The organism is Aliisedimentitalea sp. MJ-SS2, from assembly GCF_032586155.1.
Taxonomy (GTDB): domain Bacteria; phylum Pseudomonadota; class Alphaproteobacteria; order Rhodobacterales; family Rhodobacteraceae; genus JAWHTC01.
This window is the reverse complement of the sequence record NZ_JAWHTC010000004.1, coordinates 365980-381000: the sequence shown is the minus strand read 5'-3', so window position 1 is coordinate 381000 and position 15021 is coordinate 365980. Positions and strand designations below refer to the sequence as shown.

General features: G+C 61.5%; 13 protein-coding genes. 8 read left to right on the top strand and 5 right to left on the bottom strand.

Translation table 11 applies throughout. The features are described from left to right. Positions 1–39: 39 nt before the first annotated feature. The 5 genes from RXV86_RS17055 to RXV86_RS17035 all read right to left on the bottom strand — a co-directional run bounded on the left by RXV86_RS17055 (position 40) and on the right by RXV86_RS17035 (position 6309). On the bottom strand, positions 40–1308 hold the full coding sequence (locus RXV86_RS17055; protein WP_316301463.1) for a FliM/FliN family flagellar motor switch protein: 1269 nt from the start codon (positions 1306–1308) through the stop codon (positions 40–42). Between the two features lie 168 nt (positions 1309–1476). Continuing rightward, positions 1477–4155, bottom strand: a complete 2679-nt coding sequence (locus RXV86_RS17050; protein ID WP_316301462.1) for an ATP-binding protein — start codon at positions 4153–4155, stop codon at positions 1477–1479. Further along, positions 4155–4496 carry a hypothetical protein gene (locus RXV86_RS17045; RefSeq protein WP_316301461.1) on the bottom strand — a complete coding sequence of 114 codons (342 nt, stop codon included), beginning with the start codon at positions 4494–4496 and terminating at the stop codon, positions 4155–4157. The genes RXV86_RS17050 and RXV86_RS17045 overlap by 1 nt, the downstream gene beginning before the upstream one ends. Continuing rightward, entirely contained in the window at positions 4493–4861 is a 369-nt protein-coding gene (locus RXV86_RS17040) for a response regulator (RefSeq protein WP_316301460.1), read from the bottom strand. The genes RXV86_RS17045 and RXV86_RS17040 overlap by 4 nt, the downstream gene beginning before the upstream one ends. A gap of 122 nt (positions 4862–4983) precedes the next feature. Beyond that, positions 4984–6309, bottom strand: coding sequence for a helix-turn-helix domain-containing protein (locus tag RXV86_RS17035; RefSeq protein WP_316301459.1), 1326 nt, complete (start codon positions 6307–6309; stop codon positions 4984–4986). Positions 6310–6526: 217 nt separating this feature from the next. Here RXV86_RS17035 and RXV86_RS17030 point away from each other — a divergent pair, with 217 nt between their 5' ends. From RXV86_RS17030 to RXV86_RS16995, 8 genes are all read left to right on the top strand, one after another. After that, positions 6527–7873 (top strand): substrate-binding protein, encoded by a 1347-nt coding sequence (locus RXV86_RS17030; RefSeq protein ID WP_316301458.1) that lies wholly within the window; start codon positions 6527–6529, stop codon positions 7871–7873. A gap of 128 nt (positions 7874–8001) precedes the next feature. Beyond that, positions 8002–9021: a branched-chain amino acid ABC transporter permease gene (locus RXV86_RS17025; protein ID WP_316301457.1), complete on the top strand. Its 1020-nt coding sequence runs from the start codon at positions 8002–8004 to the stop codon at positions 9019–9021. A gap of 3 nt (positions 9022–9024) precedes the next feature. Next, positions 9025–10230, top strand: a complete 1206-nt coding sequence (locus RXV86_RS17020; RefSeq protein ID WP_316301456.1) for a branched-chain amino acid ABC transporter permease — start codon at positions 9025–9027, stop codon at positions 10228–10230. Between the two features lie 13 nt (positions 10231–10243). Further along, the gene (locus tag RXV86_RS17015; RefSeq protein ID WP_316301455.1) at positions 10244–10999 is read left to right on the top strand and encodes an ABC transporter ATP-binding protein; all 756 of its coding nucleotides are present in this window, start codon (positions 10244–10246) and stop codon (positions 10997–10999) included. Positions 11000–11013: 14 nt separating this feature from the next. Beyond that, complete coding sequence (locus RXV86_RS17010) at positions 11014–11769, top strand: ABC transporter ATP-binding protein (protein ID WP_316301454.1); 756 nt, start codon at positions 11014–11016, stop codon at positions 11767–11769. A 305-nt stretch (positions 11770–12074) separates the two neighbouring features. Beyond that, a complete protein-coding gene (gene acs / locus RXV86_RS17005; protein ID WP_316301453.1) occupies positions 12075–14018 on the top strand; it encodes an acetate--CoA ligase in 1944 nt (647 codons plus the stop codon). 176 nt (positions 14019–14194) lie between these two features. Next, positions 14195–14470 carry a glucose-6-phosphate isomerase gene (locus RXV86_RS17000; RefSeq protein WP_316301452.1) on the top strand — a complete coding sequence of 92 codons (276 nt, stop codon included), beginning with the start codon at positions 14195–14197 and terminating at the stop codon, positions 14468–14470. A 149-nt stretch (positions 14471–14619) separates the two neighbouring features. Then, positions 14620–14994 carry a hypothetical protein gene (locus RXV86_RS16995; protein ID WP_316301451.1) on the top strand — a complete coding sequence of 125 codons (375 nt, stop codon included), beginning with the start codon at positions 14620–14622 and terminating at the stop codon, positions 14992–14994. Positions 14995–15021 lie beyond the last annotated feature (27 nt).

The following is a 15021-nucleotide window of genomic DNA, read 5'->3' as shown; positions in this document are numbered from 1 at the left end:
TTACGAGGGCCGCTCGAACCCCGCTGGCATCCATCCATATCACTCCTCCAGCGATAGATCCGGCAGGTCTGCCAGATCGCCCAGGCCATCCAACCCTGGCAGGTCCGGCAACACGTCAGCTGTGCCGTCCTCGGCCCCCGCTGCAGGGATATCCTCCACCCCCTCCAGCGCCGGTATCTCGCCATCGCGATCACCGGACAACTCGGCCCCGGCAGCCTCGCCGATCAGATCATCCAGATCATCCAGATCATCCGGCAACTCTGCCATCCCGTTGTAAGACCCGGCCTGCCGCCCCACGTCGGATACCGGCAACGCCGCCATCTGCGCCTCCAATCCGGCCTCGCTCATCTCGATCCCCGGCTCGATGTTTTCGGCCAACGCACCAGGCATCCCTTGCATCCGCACCGCCCGGAAACCGTTAATTTGCCCCAATCGACAAGTCACAGCGCCGCGCCCGTTGCCTGCGACCAACCGTGTTTCAATCAGCGCCGTGCGCGGAATGTTCAACACAGCACCGGGTTTCAATTCGCTGACCTCAGCCAATGGCATCCGCAACCGATGCAACTCTGCCGTCATTTGCGCCTGCGCCGCCATCAGCGCGCCCTGCCCCAACGTTCGCCGACAAGCTAGGCCATCAACCTCGCCTGCACCGGCCTCAACCGGGCATTCGCCGATTGGCGGAGCCGCCACCGGCAGGGCCAGCATGATCTCACCGCTCTTGGCCCCGTCGCACAGATCAATCTGCATGCGGAATACATGAAAATCAGGAGCCTCAAGCAACAGTCCCAGCATCCGCGGCCCTTCCACCATCGCACCATAGCGATAGCCGCGCGACCACACAGCCTGTTCTTCGCCGCCCAAGTTCTCGGCGAATCCGGTCAGCATCCCGTCGATGAGGGGCGCCGCCAACGCCGCATCCGTTTGGGTCGGCGGTCTTGGCTCGGGCGCACCGGGTAGAACCTGCCCCATGGTCTGCATCTCGATCAGCCCCGCCAGGATCGTCATCTCCACCGTTATCGCGCCCACCGCGCCATCCGGACCGTCCAGCACCATGATCATCCGATCCTCACGGAAACTGGCAATCGTGCCGTCCTGCCCGGCCTCAGCCACGTGAATCGAACTAACGCTCAGGGCCAGGTCAAGCAGTTCGTCCGCTACCCGCGCCAGGGCCAGCCGCAGCGCGCGCGCCGGAGTCATCACCCGCGCCTGGTGCTCCTCCCGGCCGGTGCGCGCCTTGCGTTGCAGCACATGTCTTCGATCAGCTTCGCCCATATCCTCCGCCACCGCCGTTTCGCGGGTCGTCGGCAACAGGTTAGCGGTGAAATGGTTTCCATCCCCTTATCGTGCATGAAATACCCGCACCTCATGCGTGGCGCTAAAAATCTGAGCAACTGATTTTGTTCGAAACACCCGGTTCCCGTTGTCGGTGTGGGCGTGTTGAAATCACCTTGTGCGTCAGGAGTATTTCGAATCGCGTTATTGTGCGGCCAGCGAGGCACGTTGCGGCAGGACAACGCGGAACGCCGCCCCGCCCTGCCCCGGCAGGTATACGATCTCTCCGCCAAGCCGGGTCATGATCTCACGACAGATAGCCAACCCAAGCCCAGCCCCACCAGCCTTCTGATCGCTGACCCGCGCGAATTTTTCAAAGACCAGGTCCTGGGCGTCCCGCGGAATACCGCTGCCATTGTCAACGAAATCGACGCTCGAGCGCCCGCCGCGCCGATTGACCGAGATCCTCAACTCGGGCCGTTCCGCGTCACAATACTTCTGGGCATTGGCAATCAGGTTGATGAACACCTGGGCCAGCCGATCGAGATCTGTCTGGATCATCAACGCCTCCGCGTCGCGGTTGCGCCGGATCCGAAGCCCCTGCGCACCCCCCGCCGCAGCGATCGCGTGGTCGATCACATCGCCCAGTGATCCGTGGGCAACATTCATGCTGACCTGCCCGTTTTCCAGCACGCTCAGGTCAAGAAGGTCGTCCAAAAGCCGGGTCAGCCGCACCGCTTCGTCGTGAATAATCGAAGCATAACGCCCGGTCTCTTCGCCAGTCAGGTCCTGCGTATCGCGCAAAATCTCCGAAAAGGACCGGATAGAAGTCATTGGCGTGCGAAGCTCGTGACTGATCTGGCTCAGGAACCCATCCTTTTGCACACTCAGCTGGGTCAGTTTCTCGTTGGCCTCGCGCAACTGCCGCGCGGCGCGGGCAATTTCGGCCGATTTCGCTTCCAACTGACTGGAATGCTCCATCATTTGAGCTGTCTCGTCGGCCACGGCCATCAAGTCCTCAACCGTGACGCTGGCACCACCAACGATCTGGCCCACCATCGCATGCGCCGTTGCTGCCCCCACCGACCCGCTCAGCTCGCGTTCCAGAACGTTCAGGAAATCCGGGCTGGGATCGGGTAGATACCCGGCAATGCCCTGTCGTTGCGCTTCGCGATGAAACAGCGCCTGGGCTTCTTCCGGGCCCATGATCCGCTGCGCCATGATCAACAGGTCCTCGCTTTGCGCCATCCCCGCCGACCAGCTCTGGCGACCGGCAGAATGCTGGAACACATCGACATATTGCGCGCCCTGCAACCGCTCCAACGGCGACGGAAACGACACCAGCGACACCGTGACAAAGGCCAGCGTATTCAACACCATGGACCACATGATCGCATGGACCAGCGGGTCCAGACCACCAATCCCGAACAAAGCCTGCGGTCGCAGCCAACCGATGCCGAACGGCCCCTGTGCCAGCACCGCCTCGCTCAGAACACCCCCGGCACCAAAACTTGGAAGCAGCATCGCCCAGGCCCAGACCGCAAATCCCACGCTGAGGCCCGCCAGCGCCCCCGCCCGCGTCGCTCCGCGCCAGAACAGACCGCCGAGCATCGCCGGCAGGAACTGCGCCACCGCCAGGAAGGACACCAGACCGATCGCTGCCAGCGCCGCACCGCCACCGGAAAACCGGTAATAGAGGTATCCCAGCAGCAGCACCCCGGCGATGGACAGGCGACGTGACAGCAACACCAGCGAGCGCACGTCGCCCGACACCTGTGCGCCGCCATGCGCCAGTCGCAGCCAGATCGGTACGACGATATGGTTCGATACCATGGTCGACAGGGCAATCGCCGCCACGATCACCATCGACGTGGCAGAACTGAACCCGCCCAGGAAGGACAGCATCGCCAACCCTGTCTGCCCTTCGGCCAGCGGCACAGTCAGAACGAACAGGTCCGGGTTCGATCCCGCCGGCATCAGGTCAAGCCCGGTGACGGCTATCGGCAAAACAAACAGGCTCATCAACATCAGGTAGGCGGGGAACATCCAGCTCGCCAACCGCAGGTGGCCTTCGTTCTCGTTCTCGACCACCAGCACCTGGAACATCCGCGGCAGGCTCAGAAACGCCGCCGCCGACAAAAAGATCAGCCCGGCCCAGCGCCCACCCTGCACCTGCCAATCACCGATCTCACTGGCATCGATCCGCGCCAGCGTCTCACTGACACCGCCACCCAGCCCCCAGACGACGAAAATGCCCACAGCCAAAAGCGCGAACAGCTTGACCACCGCTTCCAGCGCAATCGCCATCACAACCCCGTTGTGGCGTTCATTTGCATCCAGGTTCCGTGTGCCAAACAGGACAGTAAACAGTGCCAGTCCCGCAGCGACCCACAACGCAGTTGCACGACTGTCCGTCGGGATGTTCCCATCCGTCGTTCCGGCAAAGGCCGCAAAGGACAGCGTGACCGATTGCAGTTGCAACGCGATATAGGGCGTCGTGCCCAGCACCGCCATCAACGTCACCATCACGGCAAGCAAGCTTGATTTGCCGTAGCGGCTTGAAATCAAATCGGCAATCGAGGTCACGCGCTGCGCCCGTCCGATCCGCACCAGCTTGCGCAAGCCCCACCACCAGCCGACCATGACCAATGTCGGGCCAATATAAATGGTGACATATTCCAGACCCGATCGCGCCGCGTTGCCCACCGCGCCGTAAAACGTCCAGGCGGTGCAATAGATCGACAGCGACAAGGTATAAACCAGGGGTGAACGCAACCACGCCGCACGCCCCTGCCTTGCCGCCTGATCGGCGGCGAAGGCAACCAGGAACAGAATGACGACGTAAGTCAGACAGACGGCAATAAGGATGTTGAGCATCGCCATCAGACCGCCCCGCCCTCGTGCTCGCCGTCCTCGCTGTCTCGGTCTTCACCCGACCAGGTCATCTGCGCGATCCCGCGCGACAGCATCCCTGCGCCGATCACCAGCAGCACCCATATGCCGAAGACATAAAGTAAGGCGGTCGAGGTGCTGGTCACTGAGCGGTTCCACAGCATCGGCACCGCCCATAACAGCGCACCCAGCACTGGCATCAACCGCGCCGCGTCGGTTAGCCGCCGGCGCCGGTAACTCGCCCTTTCCAGAAAGACCAACCCTTTACGGGTCTTGGTCCCGGTGTCATCGGATGCTGGCATCATCCCGGTCGGCTCGGGCTCGCGGCTCACTCCGCCACCAACGCCCGCACCGCCTCAAGCACCTCTGCATTCGAAAACGGCTTGGTCATAAAGCGGCTGGCGCCGAATTTCTCGGCCATTTCCCGGTCCTTGGTCTGTCCACGCGCTGTCAGCATCAGCACGGGCAAGTCTGCCGTCTCAGCTTCGGATCGCAGGGATTTCAGAATGTCATATCCACTCATCCCCGGCAGCATCACGTCGAGAATAACCATGTCGGGCTGTTTCTCGCGCACCGTATCCATGGCTGTCTGCCCGTTCGAATGGGTATCCACCCTCCAGCCATCGCGTGACAGGATAAAGCTGATCGCCTCGATGATATTGGGTTCATCTTCGATCAACAGGACGTGTTTGCCCATGCGTAGTCTTCCTCCCCAAGGGCCAGCCGCGTGAATGATACCGCTCTTGACCGTGCCCTTCCCCCGTTATCCCCAATCAGGGCCCGCAAGTCAAAACCCTTGGTAGAGGCACTTTCTGATCCTCACTCCGCCCCGGCCAAAATCGATGGTTCTCTCCGGGCATCACAGTCGGCGACAACACAGATCCGACATGTCGCCCCGACAGGCGAGACCGCCGCGAAGTGCCCGGCTTCCGGGGCTTTGCCGCCCTCTTCCGGCAGGATCAGCATATGCGCCTCGTAGCGCGGCTCGCGGTTTAATCCCGGCTGCCCCTTGGGCAATGCAATCGCATACGCGACGAAACTGTGCTCCTGCGCGCGGCCCGCCTGACTCAGACGCTCGAAAAGCGGCACCATCGGACGCGACAGCGCCCGGAACAACGGCCAAAGCGGACAGGCTGCGCCAAACCGCGGCAGGGCAAAGCCACCCACCGGACGGCGATAGGTGATCGTGCCCGACCCGTCACAGATCACCAGCCCGGCCTCCTGTCCCGGCAGGCTGGCTATCCGCCGCATTGCCGCGGCAAGGTCGACCTCAAACCGCCCGGCAATGGCCAGCGGGTCGGGTCCGTGCGCCTCAACCGCCTCCTGCATCAGCTCCAGCGGCATCGCCCGCGCATCCGCCTCATAGCGGGTCAGCCAGTCCAGTGTCTGCGCCCGGGCACTGACCGACACCAGACCATGCGCCGCGCCGACAATCTCCTGCGGCGTCGCGCCGTCAGGATCTTCCAGAGCCGCCATATGCCAATCCTGCCCCCGCATGTAGGCCTCGACCTCTTCCTGCGGTGAACTCTGCTCGCGCCCCGCATCGCCGGCGCCGTCCAGATAGCCGGCAAGGCTGCGCGCGCCATCGGCCAGCCGCTCGGCATCCTCGTTGATGTTGCGGTGGAAACGGTCGCGCCATTCCGGCTCGATCTCACGCGTCTCCACCAGGATCGACGCGGTCGACCGAATTGCCGTCGCCGTATCAAGAACCTCGTGCAACGTCGCCGCCAGGTGCGGGTCATGGGTCAACCGGTCGGTTAGCGTCTCCACTGCCCGCTCCAGCCCGGCAACCTGTTTGCGCTGGGCCGCCACCAGCCGTGCCCAGCCGGGAAACCGCCCGGCAAACTCCTCGGCCTGTGTGGTCTCGGCCCCCTCTTCTCCGGCCTCCCCGGCAGCGCGGCGCAAACGTCCGATCAGCTCGGCCTCGGCGCCTTCGGCCAGCAGCGATGGCTCGACGTTCAGCACGCCGGCAATGTCGTTAAGCAGCTTGCCGCCGATTCTGCGGCGGTTATGTTCGATTAGGTTTAGGTAAGACGGCGACACCCCAACCGCTTTTGCAAGCTCAGCTTGCCGCATTCCCTGCAGCAAACGCCTTTCGCGAATGCGGTTTCCGGTCAACCTGGTCTGCGGAACGGCATCTTGCATCGGAATTTCCCCGCCTTTTCAACGTCTTTCTGCACCCGCGAGAGAATTACTTTACAGTTTACGACGGCATGCAGTTCAGTTTTTTACAAAAATATTGTTCCAAGCCAAGCTCTTGTTGCAAACTTTTCTGTCCAAAAGGGATAATTGTTTTGCACATTTGTGCCAGGTGGGGGTGCTTGAGGAGGCCCTCCGCCATTCACGAAACGGGAGGAATTCCATGACTAAATCGAACCTCACACGCCGCGGCGTGTTGAAGTCCGGCGCCGTTGCAGGTGCCGGTGTCGCTCTGCCGACAATCTTTACCGCCAGCTCGGCGGCAGCTTACACCAACGAACCCACCGGTGGCTCGGTCACCCTGGGCTTCAACGTTCCCCAGACCGGCCCCTACGCTGAAGAAGGCCTTGACGAGCTGCGCGCTCAGGAGCTCGCCGTCGAGCACCTCAACGGCATGGGCGATGGTGGGATGATGAACACCTTCTCCTCGAAGGCGCTCAAGGGCAACGGTATTCTCGGCAAGAAAGTCGAGTTCGTAACCGGCGACACCCAAACCAAATCGGACGCAGCACGTGCATCGGCCAAGTCGATGATCGAAAAAGACGGCGCCGTGATGATCAACGGCGGCTCGTCCTCGGGCGTGGCCATCGCTGTGCAAGGTCTCTGCCAAGAGGCTGGTGTTATCTTCATGGCGGGTCTGACCCACTCGAACGACACCACCGGTAAAGACAAGAAAGCCAACGGCTTCCGTCACTTCTTCAACGGCTACATGTCGGGCGCAGCCCTGGCACCGGTGCTGGCCAACGAATACGGCAAAGATCGTCGCGCCTATCACCTGACCGCCGACTACACCTGGGGCTGGACTCAGCAGGAATCGATCGCAGCCGCGACCGAAGCCATGGGCTGGGAAACCGTCAACAACGTGCTGACGCCGCTCGCCGCCACCGACTTCTCGTCCTACATCACTCCGGTTCTGAACTCGGGTGCGGACGTTCTGGTTCTGAACCACTACGGCGGCAACATGGTGAACTCGCTGACCAACGCGATCCAGTTCGGCCTGCGTGACAAGATGGTCAACGGCAAGCAGTTCGAAATCGTCGTTCCGCTCTACTCGGAACTGATGGCGGCTGGTGCCGGCGAAAACGTGCAAGGCGTTATCGGCTCGATGAACTGGAACTGGCAGCTGCCGGACGAAGGCACCAAGGCCTTCGTGAAATCGTTTGGCGAAAAGTTCGGCCGTCCGCCTTCGGGTTCGGCCCACACCTGCTATGTGCAGACCCTGCTTTATGCTGACGCATGCGAGCGTGCCGGCACCTTCAACCCGTGCGGCGTTGCCGAAGCTCTCGAAGGCTTCGAATTCGACGGCCTGGGCAACGGTCCGACCCTCTACCGTGCCGAAGACCACCAGTGCTTCAAAGACGTGCTGGTCATGAAGGGCAAAGAGAACCCGACCAACCAATACGACACGCTGGAAATCGTCGAGGTCACGCCGCGGGCACAGGTCGAGTATGCACCCGACCACCCCATGTTCGCCGGTGGCGATCTGGGTCAGTGCAACCCGGGCGCATAAGCCCTCACAGGATCAGGGGCGGGGACATCCCCGCCCCAATTCCACTCACCGGGTAAGGTGCACGCTCCCGCGCCTTGCCCGGACCTTCACCCAGACCGATTCTGGCCTTCCATTCACAGGTGGGGACAATGGACGCAATCATCCTTCAAATTCTGAACGGCCTCGACAAGGGTTCGGCTTACGCGCTGATCGCCCTTGGTCTGACGCTGATTTTCGGCACGCTTGGCGTCGTGAACTTTGCCCACGGGGCCTTGTTCATGATCGGTGCCTTCTGCTCCGTGACACTGTCACGTCTGCTTTCCTTGAGCTATGTCACCGAAGACCCCACGCAAAAGGACTTCCTCGGCAACCCGCTAAAGGTGGAAACCCCTTACTTGGAAAGCTGGTTTGGCCCCGAGTTCGGCGGTGCGCTGATCGATTGGTCGGTGCCGCTGGCAATCCTGTTCTCGATCCCGATCATGATCCTTGTCGGTCTGGTCATGGAACGCGGGTTGATCAAGCACTTCTACAAGCGTCCGCATGCCGACCAGATCCTGGTGACCTTCGGCCTCGCCATCATCCTGCAGGAAATCATCCGCGGCTTTTACGGCGCCAACCCGATCCAGACCCCAGCCCCCGACGCGCTGGCCGGTGTGGCCTCGATCGGTGGCGCGCTGGGTCTTGAAATCGTCTACCCGATGTGGCGGATGGTCTATTTCTGCTTCTCGCTGCTGGTCATTGGCGGCGTCTTTGCCTTCCTGCGCTACACCACCTTCGGGATGGTTGTACGTGCCGGCATGGCCGACCGCGAAACCGTTGGCCTTTTGGGCATCAACATCGACAAGCGTTTTACCATCATGTTCGCCATCGCCGCCGTCGTCGCCGGCTGGGCCGGTGTGATGTACGCACCGATCAACGCGCCGAACTACCACATGGGCATGGACTTCCTGGTCCTCTCCTTTGTCGTGGTGGTTGTGGGCGGCATGGGCTCGCTGCCCGGCGCCGTCGCCGCAGGGTTCCTTCTGGGCATCCTCGAAAGTTTTGCCTCGTGGGAAAAGATCAAGGTGTTCGACGGTCTCGACCAGATCATCATCTACCTCGTGGCAATCATCATTCTGCTCACTCGCCCGCGTGGCCTGATGGGCAAAAAAGGCGTGATGGAGGACTAATTCATGCTCGGTCTCAACAAGAAAGACTTCAGTCTCCTGATGGTTGTGGTGGCGCTGAGCCTGTTCGCGCCCCTCATCCTCAACATCTTCCCCAAGGACAGCGCCATGGCGTTCTTCAACGGGGGGTATCCTGACCTGATGCAGCGGTTCGTGATCTTCGGGATCTTCGCCATCGGCTTCAACATCCTCTTCGGCCTGACCGGGTATCTCTCCTTCGGTCACGCCGCCTTCCTCGGCGTGGGCTCTTATGCTGCGGTCTGGATGTTCAAACTTCTGGGCTACAACGTTATCCCCGGCCTGATCCTTTCGGTTATCGTCGCGGGCCTTCTGTCCGTCGTCATCGGGTATATCAGCCTGCGCCGCTCAGGCATCTACTTCTCGATCCTGACGCTGGCCTTTGCCCAGATGATGTATTCGATCGCCTACTCGGACCTGTTCGGACGCTGGATGGGCATCACGCTCACCAACGGCGAAACCGGGCTGCAGGTCTACAATAACGACCCGCAGATCCTGATGGGCGAAGCCAGCCCCACCGTGCCGCATATCTTTGGGCTTGAAATGAACGCCCGTGCGGTGCTCCCGGTGGGCCCGTGGGAGTTCGTCTTCCCGGTTGGGTACTACTTCTGTGCGATCTTCCTGGTGCTCAGCTTCTACCTGTCGATCCGCATCTTCCGGTCGCCCTTTGGCCTGATGCTGCGCGCGATCAAGTCGAACCAGACCCGGATGTCCTATACCGGCCTGAACACGCGTCCCTATACGCTGGCGGCCTTCATCATCTCGGGCATGTATGCCGGTCTCGCCGGCGGCCTGCTGGCCTCGATGGACCCGCTGGCCGGTGCCGAGCGGATGTACTGGACGGAATCCGGCGCGGTGGTGATCATGACCATTCTCGGCGGCGTCGGCACCCTGATCGGGCCGGTTCTGGGCGCGGGCACCATCAAGTACATGGAGAACATCATCTCGAAAATGAACGAGAAGCTCCTGCACGAATGGTTCAGCTTCCTGCCGGAATCGCTTGAATATGCGATGGTGTGGATTGCCTCATGGTTCACCGGCGAAGGCTGGCACATGACCCAGGGCGTGGTCTTCATGCTGGTCATCATCTTCCTGCCCGGCGGGCTTGTCGAAGGTGGCCAACGGATCATCAAACGCCTGCGCAGCAAAAAGACTGATGATAGCGCAGCCCCAACAGCAACCCCGGCAGAATAAGGAGACGTGAAAGATGGGTATTCTTGAAGTCAAGAACGTCAACAAGCGCTTCGGCGGTCTCCAGGCCCTGGGCGACGTGAACCTCAGCGTGCAGGAAAACGCCTGCCACGCGATCATCGGTCCGAACGGCGCCGGTAAATCCACCCTTCTGAACTGTTTCGTGGGCAAGCTGATCCCCGATACCGGCTCCGTCATGTTCGACGGTCAGTCGGTGCTGGGCCGCACCCCTTACGAGATCAATCAGATGGGCATTTCCCGCGTGTTCCAGACGCCCGAAATCTTCGGTGACCTGACGGTTCTGGAAAACATGATGATCGCCTGCTTTGCCAAACGCGACGGCGCCTTCCGCATGCATGCCATCGAAAGCATGATGCGCGAGAAGGACATCGTCGACAAAGCCGAGCAGATGCTGGAAGAGATGGGTATGGCCGACCAGAAGGACGACCATTCCGCCTCGATGTCGCGCGGCAACAAACGCCGTCTCGAAATCGCGATGTGCCTCAGCCAGGATCCCCGCCTTCTGCTCCTTGACGAGCCGACGGCAGGTATGGCGCGGGCCGACACCAACAACACGATCGACCTCCTCAAACAGATCAAGGACGAACGTGACATCACCATCGCGATCATCGAACACGACATGCACGTGGTGTTCTCCTTGGCCGACCGGATCACGGTTCTGGCCCAGGGTACACCGCTGGTCGAAGACGATCCCGAAAACATCAAGGGCAACCCGAAGGTGCGCGAAGCGTATCTCGGCGAAGCCGCGTAAGGAGGGGCTTTGCGATGAACGTCAAACCCGACTTTTCCAAGGGCCACAATCTGGCCGAAACCGCTCCCGCCTATCTGTCGATCTGGGAGCTGCAATCCTACTACGGCGAAAGCTACATCGTGCAGAACATCTCGTTCAACGTGCACGAGGGCGAGATCCTGGCGCTTCTGGGCCGTAATGGTGCCGGCAAGACCACAACGCTGCGCTCGATCGCGCGGATGGATGACCCGCAGGTGAACCACGGCGAGATCTGGCTCGACCACAAGCCGCTGCACCTGATGTCGAGCCACGACGCGGCTCAGGCCGGTATCGGCCTTGTGCCCGAAGATCGCTGCATCATCCCCGGCCTGACGGTCGAGGAAAACATCGAACTGGCGCAGATTGCCCCGCCCATCGGCTGGTCAAAAGAGCGCATTTACGAGCTCTTCCCCCGCCTCGGCGAACGCCGCAAGCAGGAAGGCGTGACCCTTTCGGGCGGTGAGCAGCAGATGCTTGCCATTGGCCGCGCCCTGGCCCGAGACATCAAGGTCCTGCTGCTCGACGAGCCTTACGAGGGCCTGGCCCCGGTGATCGTGGACGAGATCGAAAAGACCCTCCGCATCATCAAGGAACAGGGCATCACCACCGTGATCGTTGAACAGAACGCCGTGCGTGCGCTCGAACTCGCCGACCGCGCGGTGATCCTCGACACTGGCGGCATCGTTTTTGACGGCTCCGCTTCGGAAGTTCTCGAAAACGAGGAACTTCGCGCCGAATATCTGGCAATCTAACGCGCCGGATCGCCCGCCTTTCTCACGACGTTGCTTGCAGAAAGGCGGGCCCCTTTCCCAAAGTGTTTCGAAATCAACTTTCGATACAAGTTGGCTTCGAAACGCCCACATCATCAACAGGTTCCGCGCGTTCCGAGAAATACTTGAAGCTCGGATGATTCTCGAAACGCTTTAAGGATCGGGCCTCTGCCCAATATGGCAAACCGGGAAAACCGCGCCCTGCGCTGGCATTCAATTTTTCCATTTCCCCAGCGCCTGATCCGCCCTAGTCTCTTCGTTGAAACCAGAGTGAACAAGGCTGCCCCATGAGCGAAAACAAAACCTACCCGCCCTCCGCCGATTTCGTAAAAAACGCCCATATCGACGCCGCGAAATACGATGAAATGTATGCCGCCTCGATCAATGATCCCGATGCATTCTGGGCCGAACACGCCAAACGCCTGACCTGGGCCAAAACCCCGACCAAGATCAAGAACGTCACCTATTCGCATCCCGACGTATCGATCAAATGGTTCGAAGATGGCGAAATCAACGTCGCTGCCAACTGCATCGACCGCCATCTCGACACCCGTGCCGACCAGACCGCGATCATCTGGGAAAGCGACGATCCCGGCATTTCCAAGCACATCACCTATCTCGAATTGTCCGAGCAGGTGAACAAGCTCGCCAACGTCCTGAAAAACGACATGGGCATTTCGAAGGGTGACCGCGTTGTCCTTTACATGCCGATGATCCCCGAAGCCGCCTATGCCATGCTGGCCTGCGCCCGGATCGGTGCCATCCATTCCATCGTCTTTGCCGGGTTCAGCCCCGAGGCGCTGGCCGCCCGGGTCGATGGCTGCAAGGCGTCGCTGGTGATCACCGCTGACGAGGCCCCGCGCGGCGGGCGCAACACGCCGCTCAAGACCAATGTCGACAAGGCACTGGCAATCTGCGGCGACACCAAAACACTGGTGGTGGAACGCACCGGCGCCGATGTGCCGATGCAAGACGGTCGTGATTTCGCCTATCACACCCTGATGGCCCACGCCTCCACCGACTGCCCCGCCGATCCGATGAATGCCGAGGACCCGCTTTTCATCCTCTACACCTCCGGTTCCACCGGTGCGCCTAAAGGGGTGCAGCACACCTCAGGCGGCTACCTGCTCTGGGCGGCCATGACCCATGAGTACGTCTTTGATTACCACGACGGCGATATCTACTGGTGCACCGCCGACGTGGGCTGGGTCACCGGCCACAGCTACATCGTCTATGGCCCGCTGGCCAATGGCGCGACCACGCTGATGTTCGAAGGTGTGCCCACCTACCCGGACTCGGGCCGCTTCTGGGCCGTCTGCGAAAAGCACAAGGTGAACCAGTTCTACACTGCGCCCACCGCCATCCGCGCCCTGATGGCCCATGGCAACGATCCTGTTGAAAAGCATGACCTTTCCAGCCTCAAGGTGCTGGGAACCGTAGGCGAACCGATCAACCCCGAGGCCTGGAACTGGTACAACGAGGTTGTCGGCAAGGGGACCTGCCCGATCGTCGACACCTGGTGGCAGACCGAAACCGGCGGCCATATGATGACCCCGCTGCCCGGCGCGCATGCCACCAAACCCGGCGCCGCGATGAAGCCGTTCTTCGGCGTCAAACCGGTGGTTCTGGAACCCACCAGCGGCGACGAGATCGACGGCAACGGCGTCGAAGGCGTCTTGTGCATGGCCGACAGCTGGCCGGGCCAGATGCGCACGGTCTACGGCGATCATGACCGTTTCGTCAAAACCTACTTCTCGGATTACAAAGGCTACTATTTTGCCGGTGACGGTTGCCGCCGGGATGAGGATGGTGACTACTGGATCACCGGCCGGGTTGATGACGTGATCAACGTCTCGGGCCACCGTATGGGCACAGCCGAGGTCGAATCCGCCCTTGTCGCCCACCCGGCCGTCAGCGAGTCCGCCGTGGTCGGCTTCCCCCACGAGATCAAGGGCCAGGGCATCTATTGCTATGTCACCCTGATGGATGGCGAGGAATACACCGACGAGCTCAAGGTCGAACTCAGGAACTGGGTCCGCAAGGAAATCGGCCCGATCGCCTCGCCCGACCATATCCAATGGGCCCCCGGCCTGCCGAAAACCCGCTCGGGCAAGATCATGCGCCGCATCCTGCGCAAGATCGCCGAAAACGACCACGACAGCCTCGGTGACACCTCGACCCTGGCCGATCCCTCGGTTGTGGATGACCTGATCGCCAACCGCGGCGAGTGACCCGTAGGGTGCGTGCTTGCACGCACCACACCACCTGCGAAACCCCGCCCCACACGCGCGGGGTCTTCCCCTACACCAGCAAGAACCCGCCGCTCTCGGCGGATTTTGACCCATATCATGGGCATTGCCCGACAAACACGTATCCTCCGCTGGACCGCATCACTTGGAGAAGACCCATGCGCAAATCCACACTCACACTCGCCGCCATCAGCGCCCTGGCGCTGTCGGCCTGCAACATGTCCACCTACGAACAGCAACAGCTGGGCGGCGCGGCTGCCGGGGCCGCCATCGGCCTGGTCGGGGCCAACATCCTTGGCGCCAACACCAACTGGAAGATCATCGCCACACTGGCCGGCGCCGCCGCCGGCGCGCATGTCGCCACCAACCAGAAGACAGGCGAATGTGCCTATGCCAACGGAGACGGCACCTACACCACCCGTCCCTGCGACTGAGGCGCCGGCTGACCGGTAGCTCAAATCCAAGGATTGGCGCGGTTTGCCTCAAATCCGCGCCATCCACCCCCGGCCCGTTAACCCGGCCTTAATCCCTTCGCATCAATCTGACCCTTGGTGGGGGCTCCGTCGTGAGAGGAGCCTTAGGGATGTTTCCAATCGAATCCACAGGCGCATCCGCATTGGCGCGGGGGTCGCCTTCTACACAACAGCTAGGCTTTTCCACCCGGTCCGGCGCAGGCAAGGCGCAGGCGCTGCAATCCGGCGTCACCTCGGCTCAACCCGCCGCCCCGGTTGAAACCGCGCGCGCCGTGACCCAGGCGCAAGCGGCGCAGAAATCGCGCCTCAGTTCCGAGGCCCGCCGCCCGGTCAACACCAAACAGGCCCAGCCACCTTCGCGCAATTCTGCCGCGCTCTCCCTGAGCAAGCCGATGACCGCCGTGCTGTTGCACGAATTGCGCCTGCAACAGGAGCTGGCCGATGTACAGGAGCAAAAGGGTCTCAAGGAGCAGGAGGGCCGCTAAGGCGAGTTCCGCCCGCAACCCGCTGTC

Coding starts and splice junctions, on each gene's coding strand:
- RXV86_RS17050 (WP_316301462.1), bottom strand. CDS start 4,155: ATGGCGATGCTCAACATCCTTATTGCCGTCTGTCTGACTTACGTCGTC.
- RXV86_RS17040 (WP_316301460.1), bottom strand. CDS start 4,861: ATGGGCAAACACGTCCTGTTGATCGAAGATGAACCCAATATCATCGAG.
- RXV86_RS17035 (WP_316301459.1), bottom strand. CDS start 6,309: ATGCAAGATGCCGTTCCGCAGACCAGGTTGACCGGAAACCGCATTCGC.
- RXV86_RS17030 (WP_316301458.1), top strand. CDS start 6,527: ATGACTAAATCGAACCTCACACGCCGCGGCGTGTTGAAGTCCGGCGCC.
- RXV86_RS17025 (WP_316301457.1), top strand. CDS start 8,002: ATGGACGCAATCATCCTTCAAATTCTGAACGGCCTCGACAAGGGTTCG.
- RXV86_RS17020 (WP_316301456.1), top strand. CDS start 9,025: ATGCTCGGTCTCAACAAGAAAGACTTCAGTCTCCTGATGGTTGTGGTG.
- RXV86_RS17015 (WP_316301455.1), top strand. CDS start 10,244: ATGGGTATTCTTGAAGTCAAGAACGTCAACAAGCGCTTCGGCGGTCTC.
- RXV86_RS17010 (WP_316301454.1), top strand. CDS start 11,014: ATGAACGTCAAACCCGACTTTTCCAAGGGCCACAATCTGGCCGAAACC.
- acs (WP_316301453.1), top strand. CDS start 12,075: ATGAGCGAAAACAAAACCTACCCGCCCTCCGCCGATTTCGTAAAAAAC.
- RXV86_RS17000 (WP_316301452.1), top strand. CDS start 14,195: ATGCGCAAATCCACACTCACACTCGCCGCCATCAGCGCCCTGGCGCTG.
- RXV86_RS16995 (WP_316301451.1), top strand. CDS start 14,620: ATGTTTCCAATCGAATCCACAGGCGCATCCGCATTGGCGCGGGGGTCG.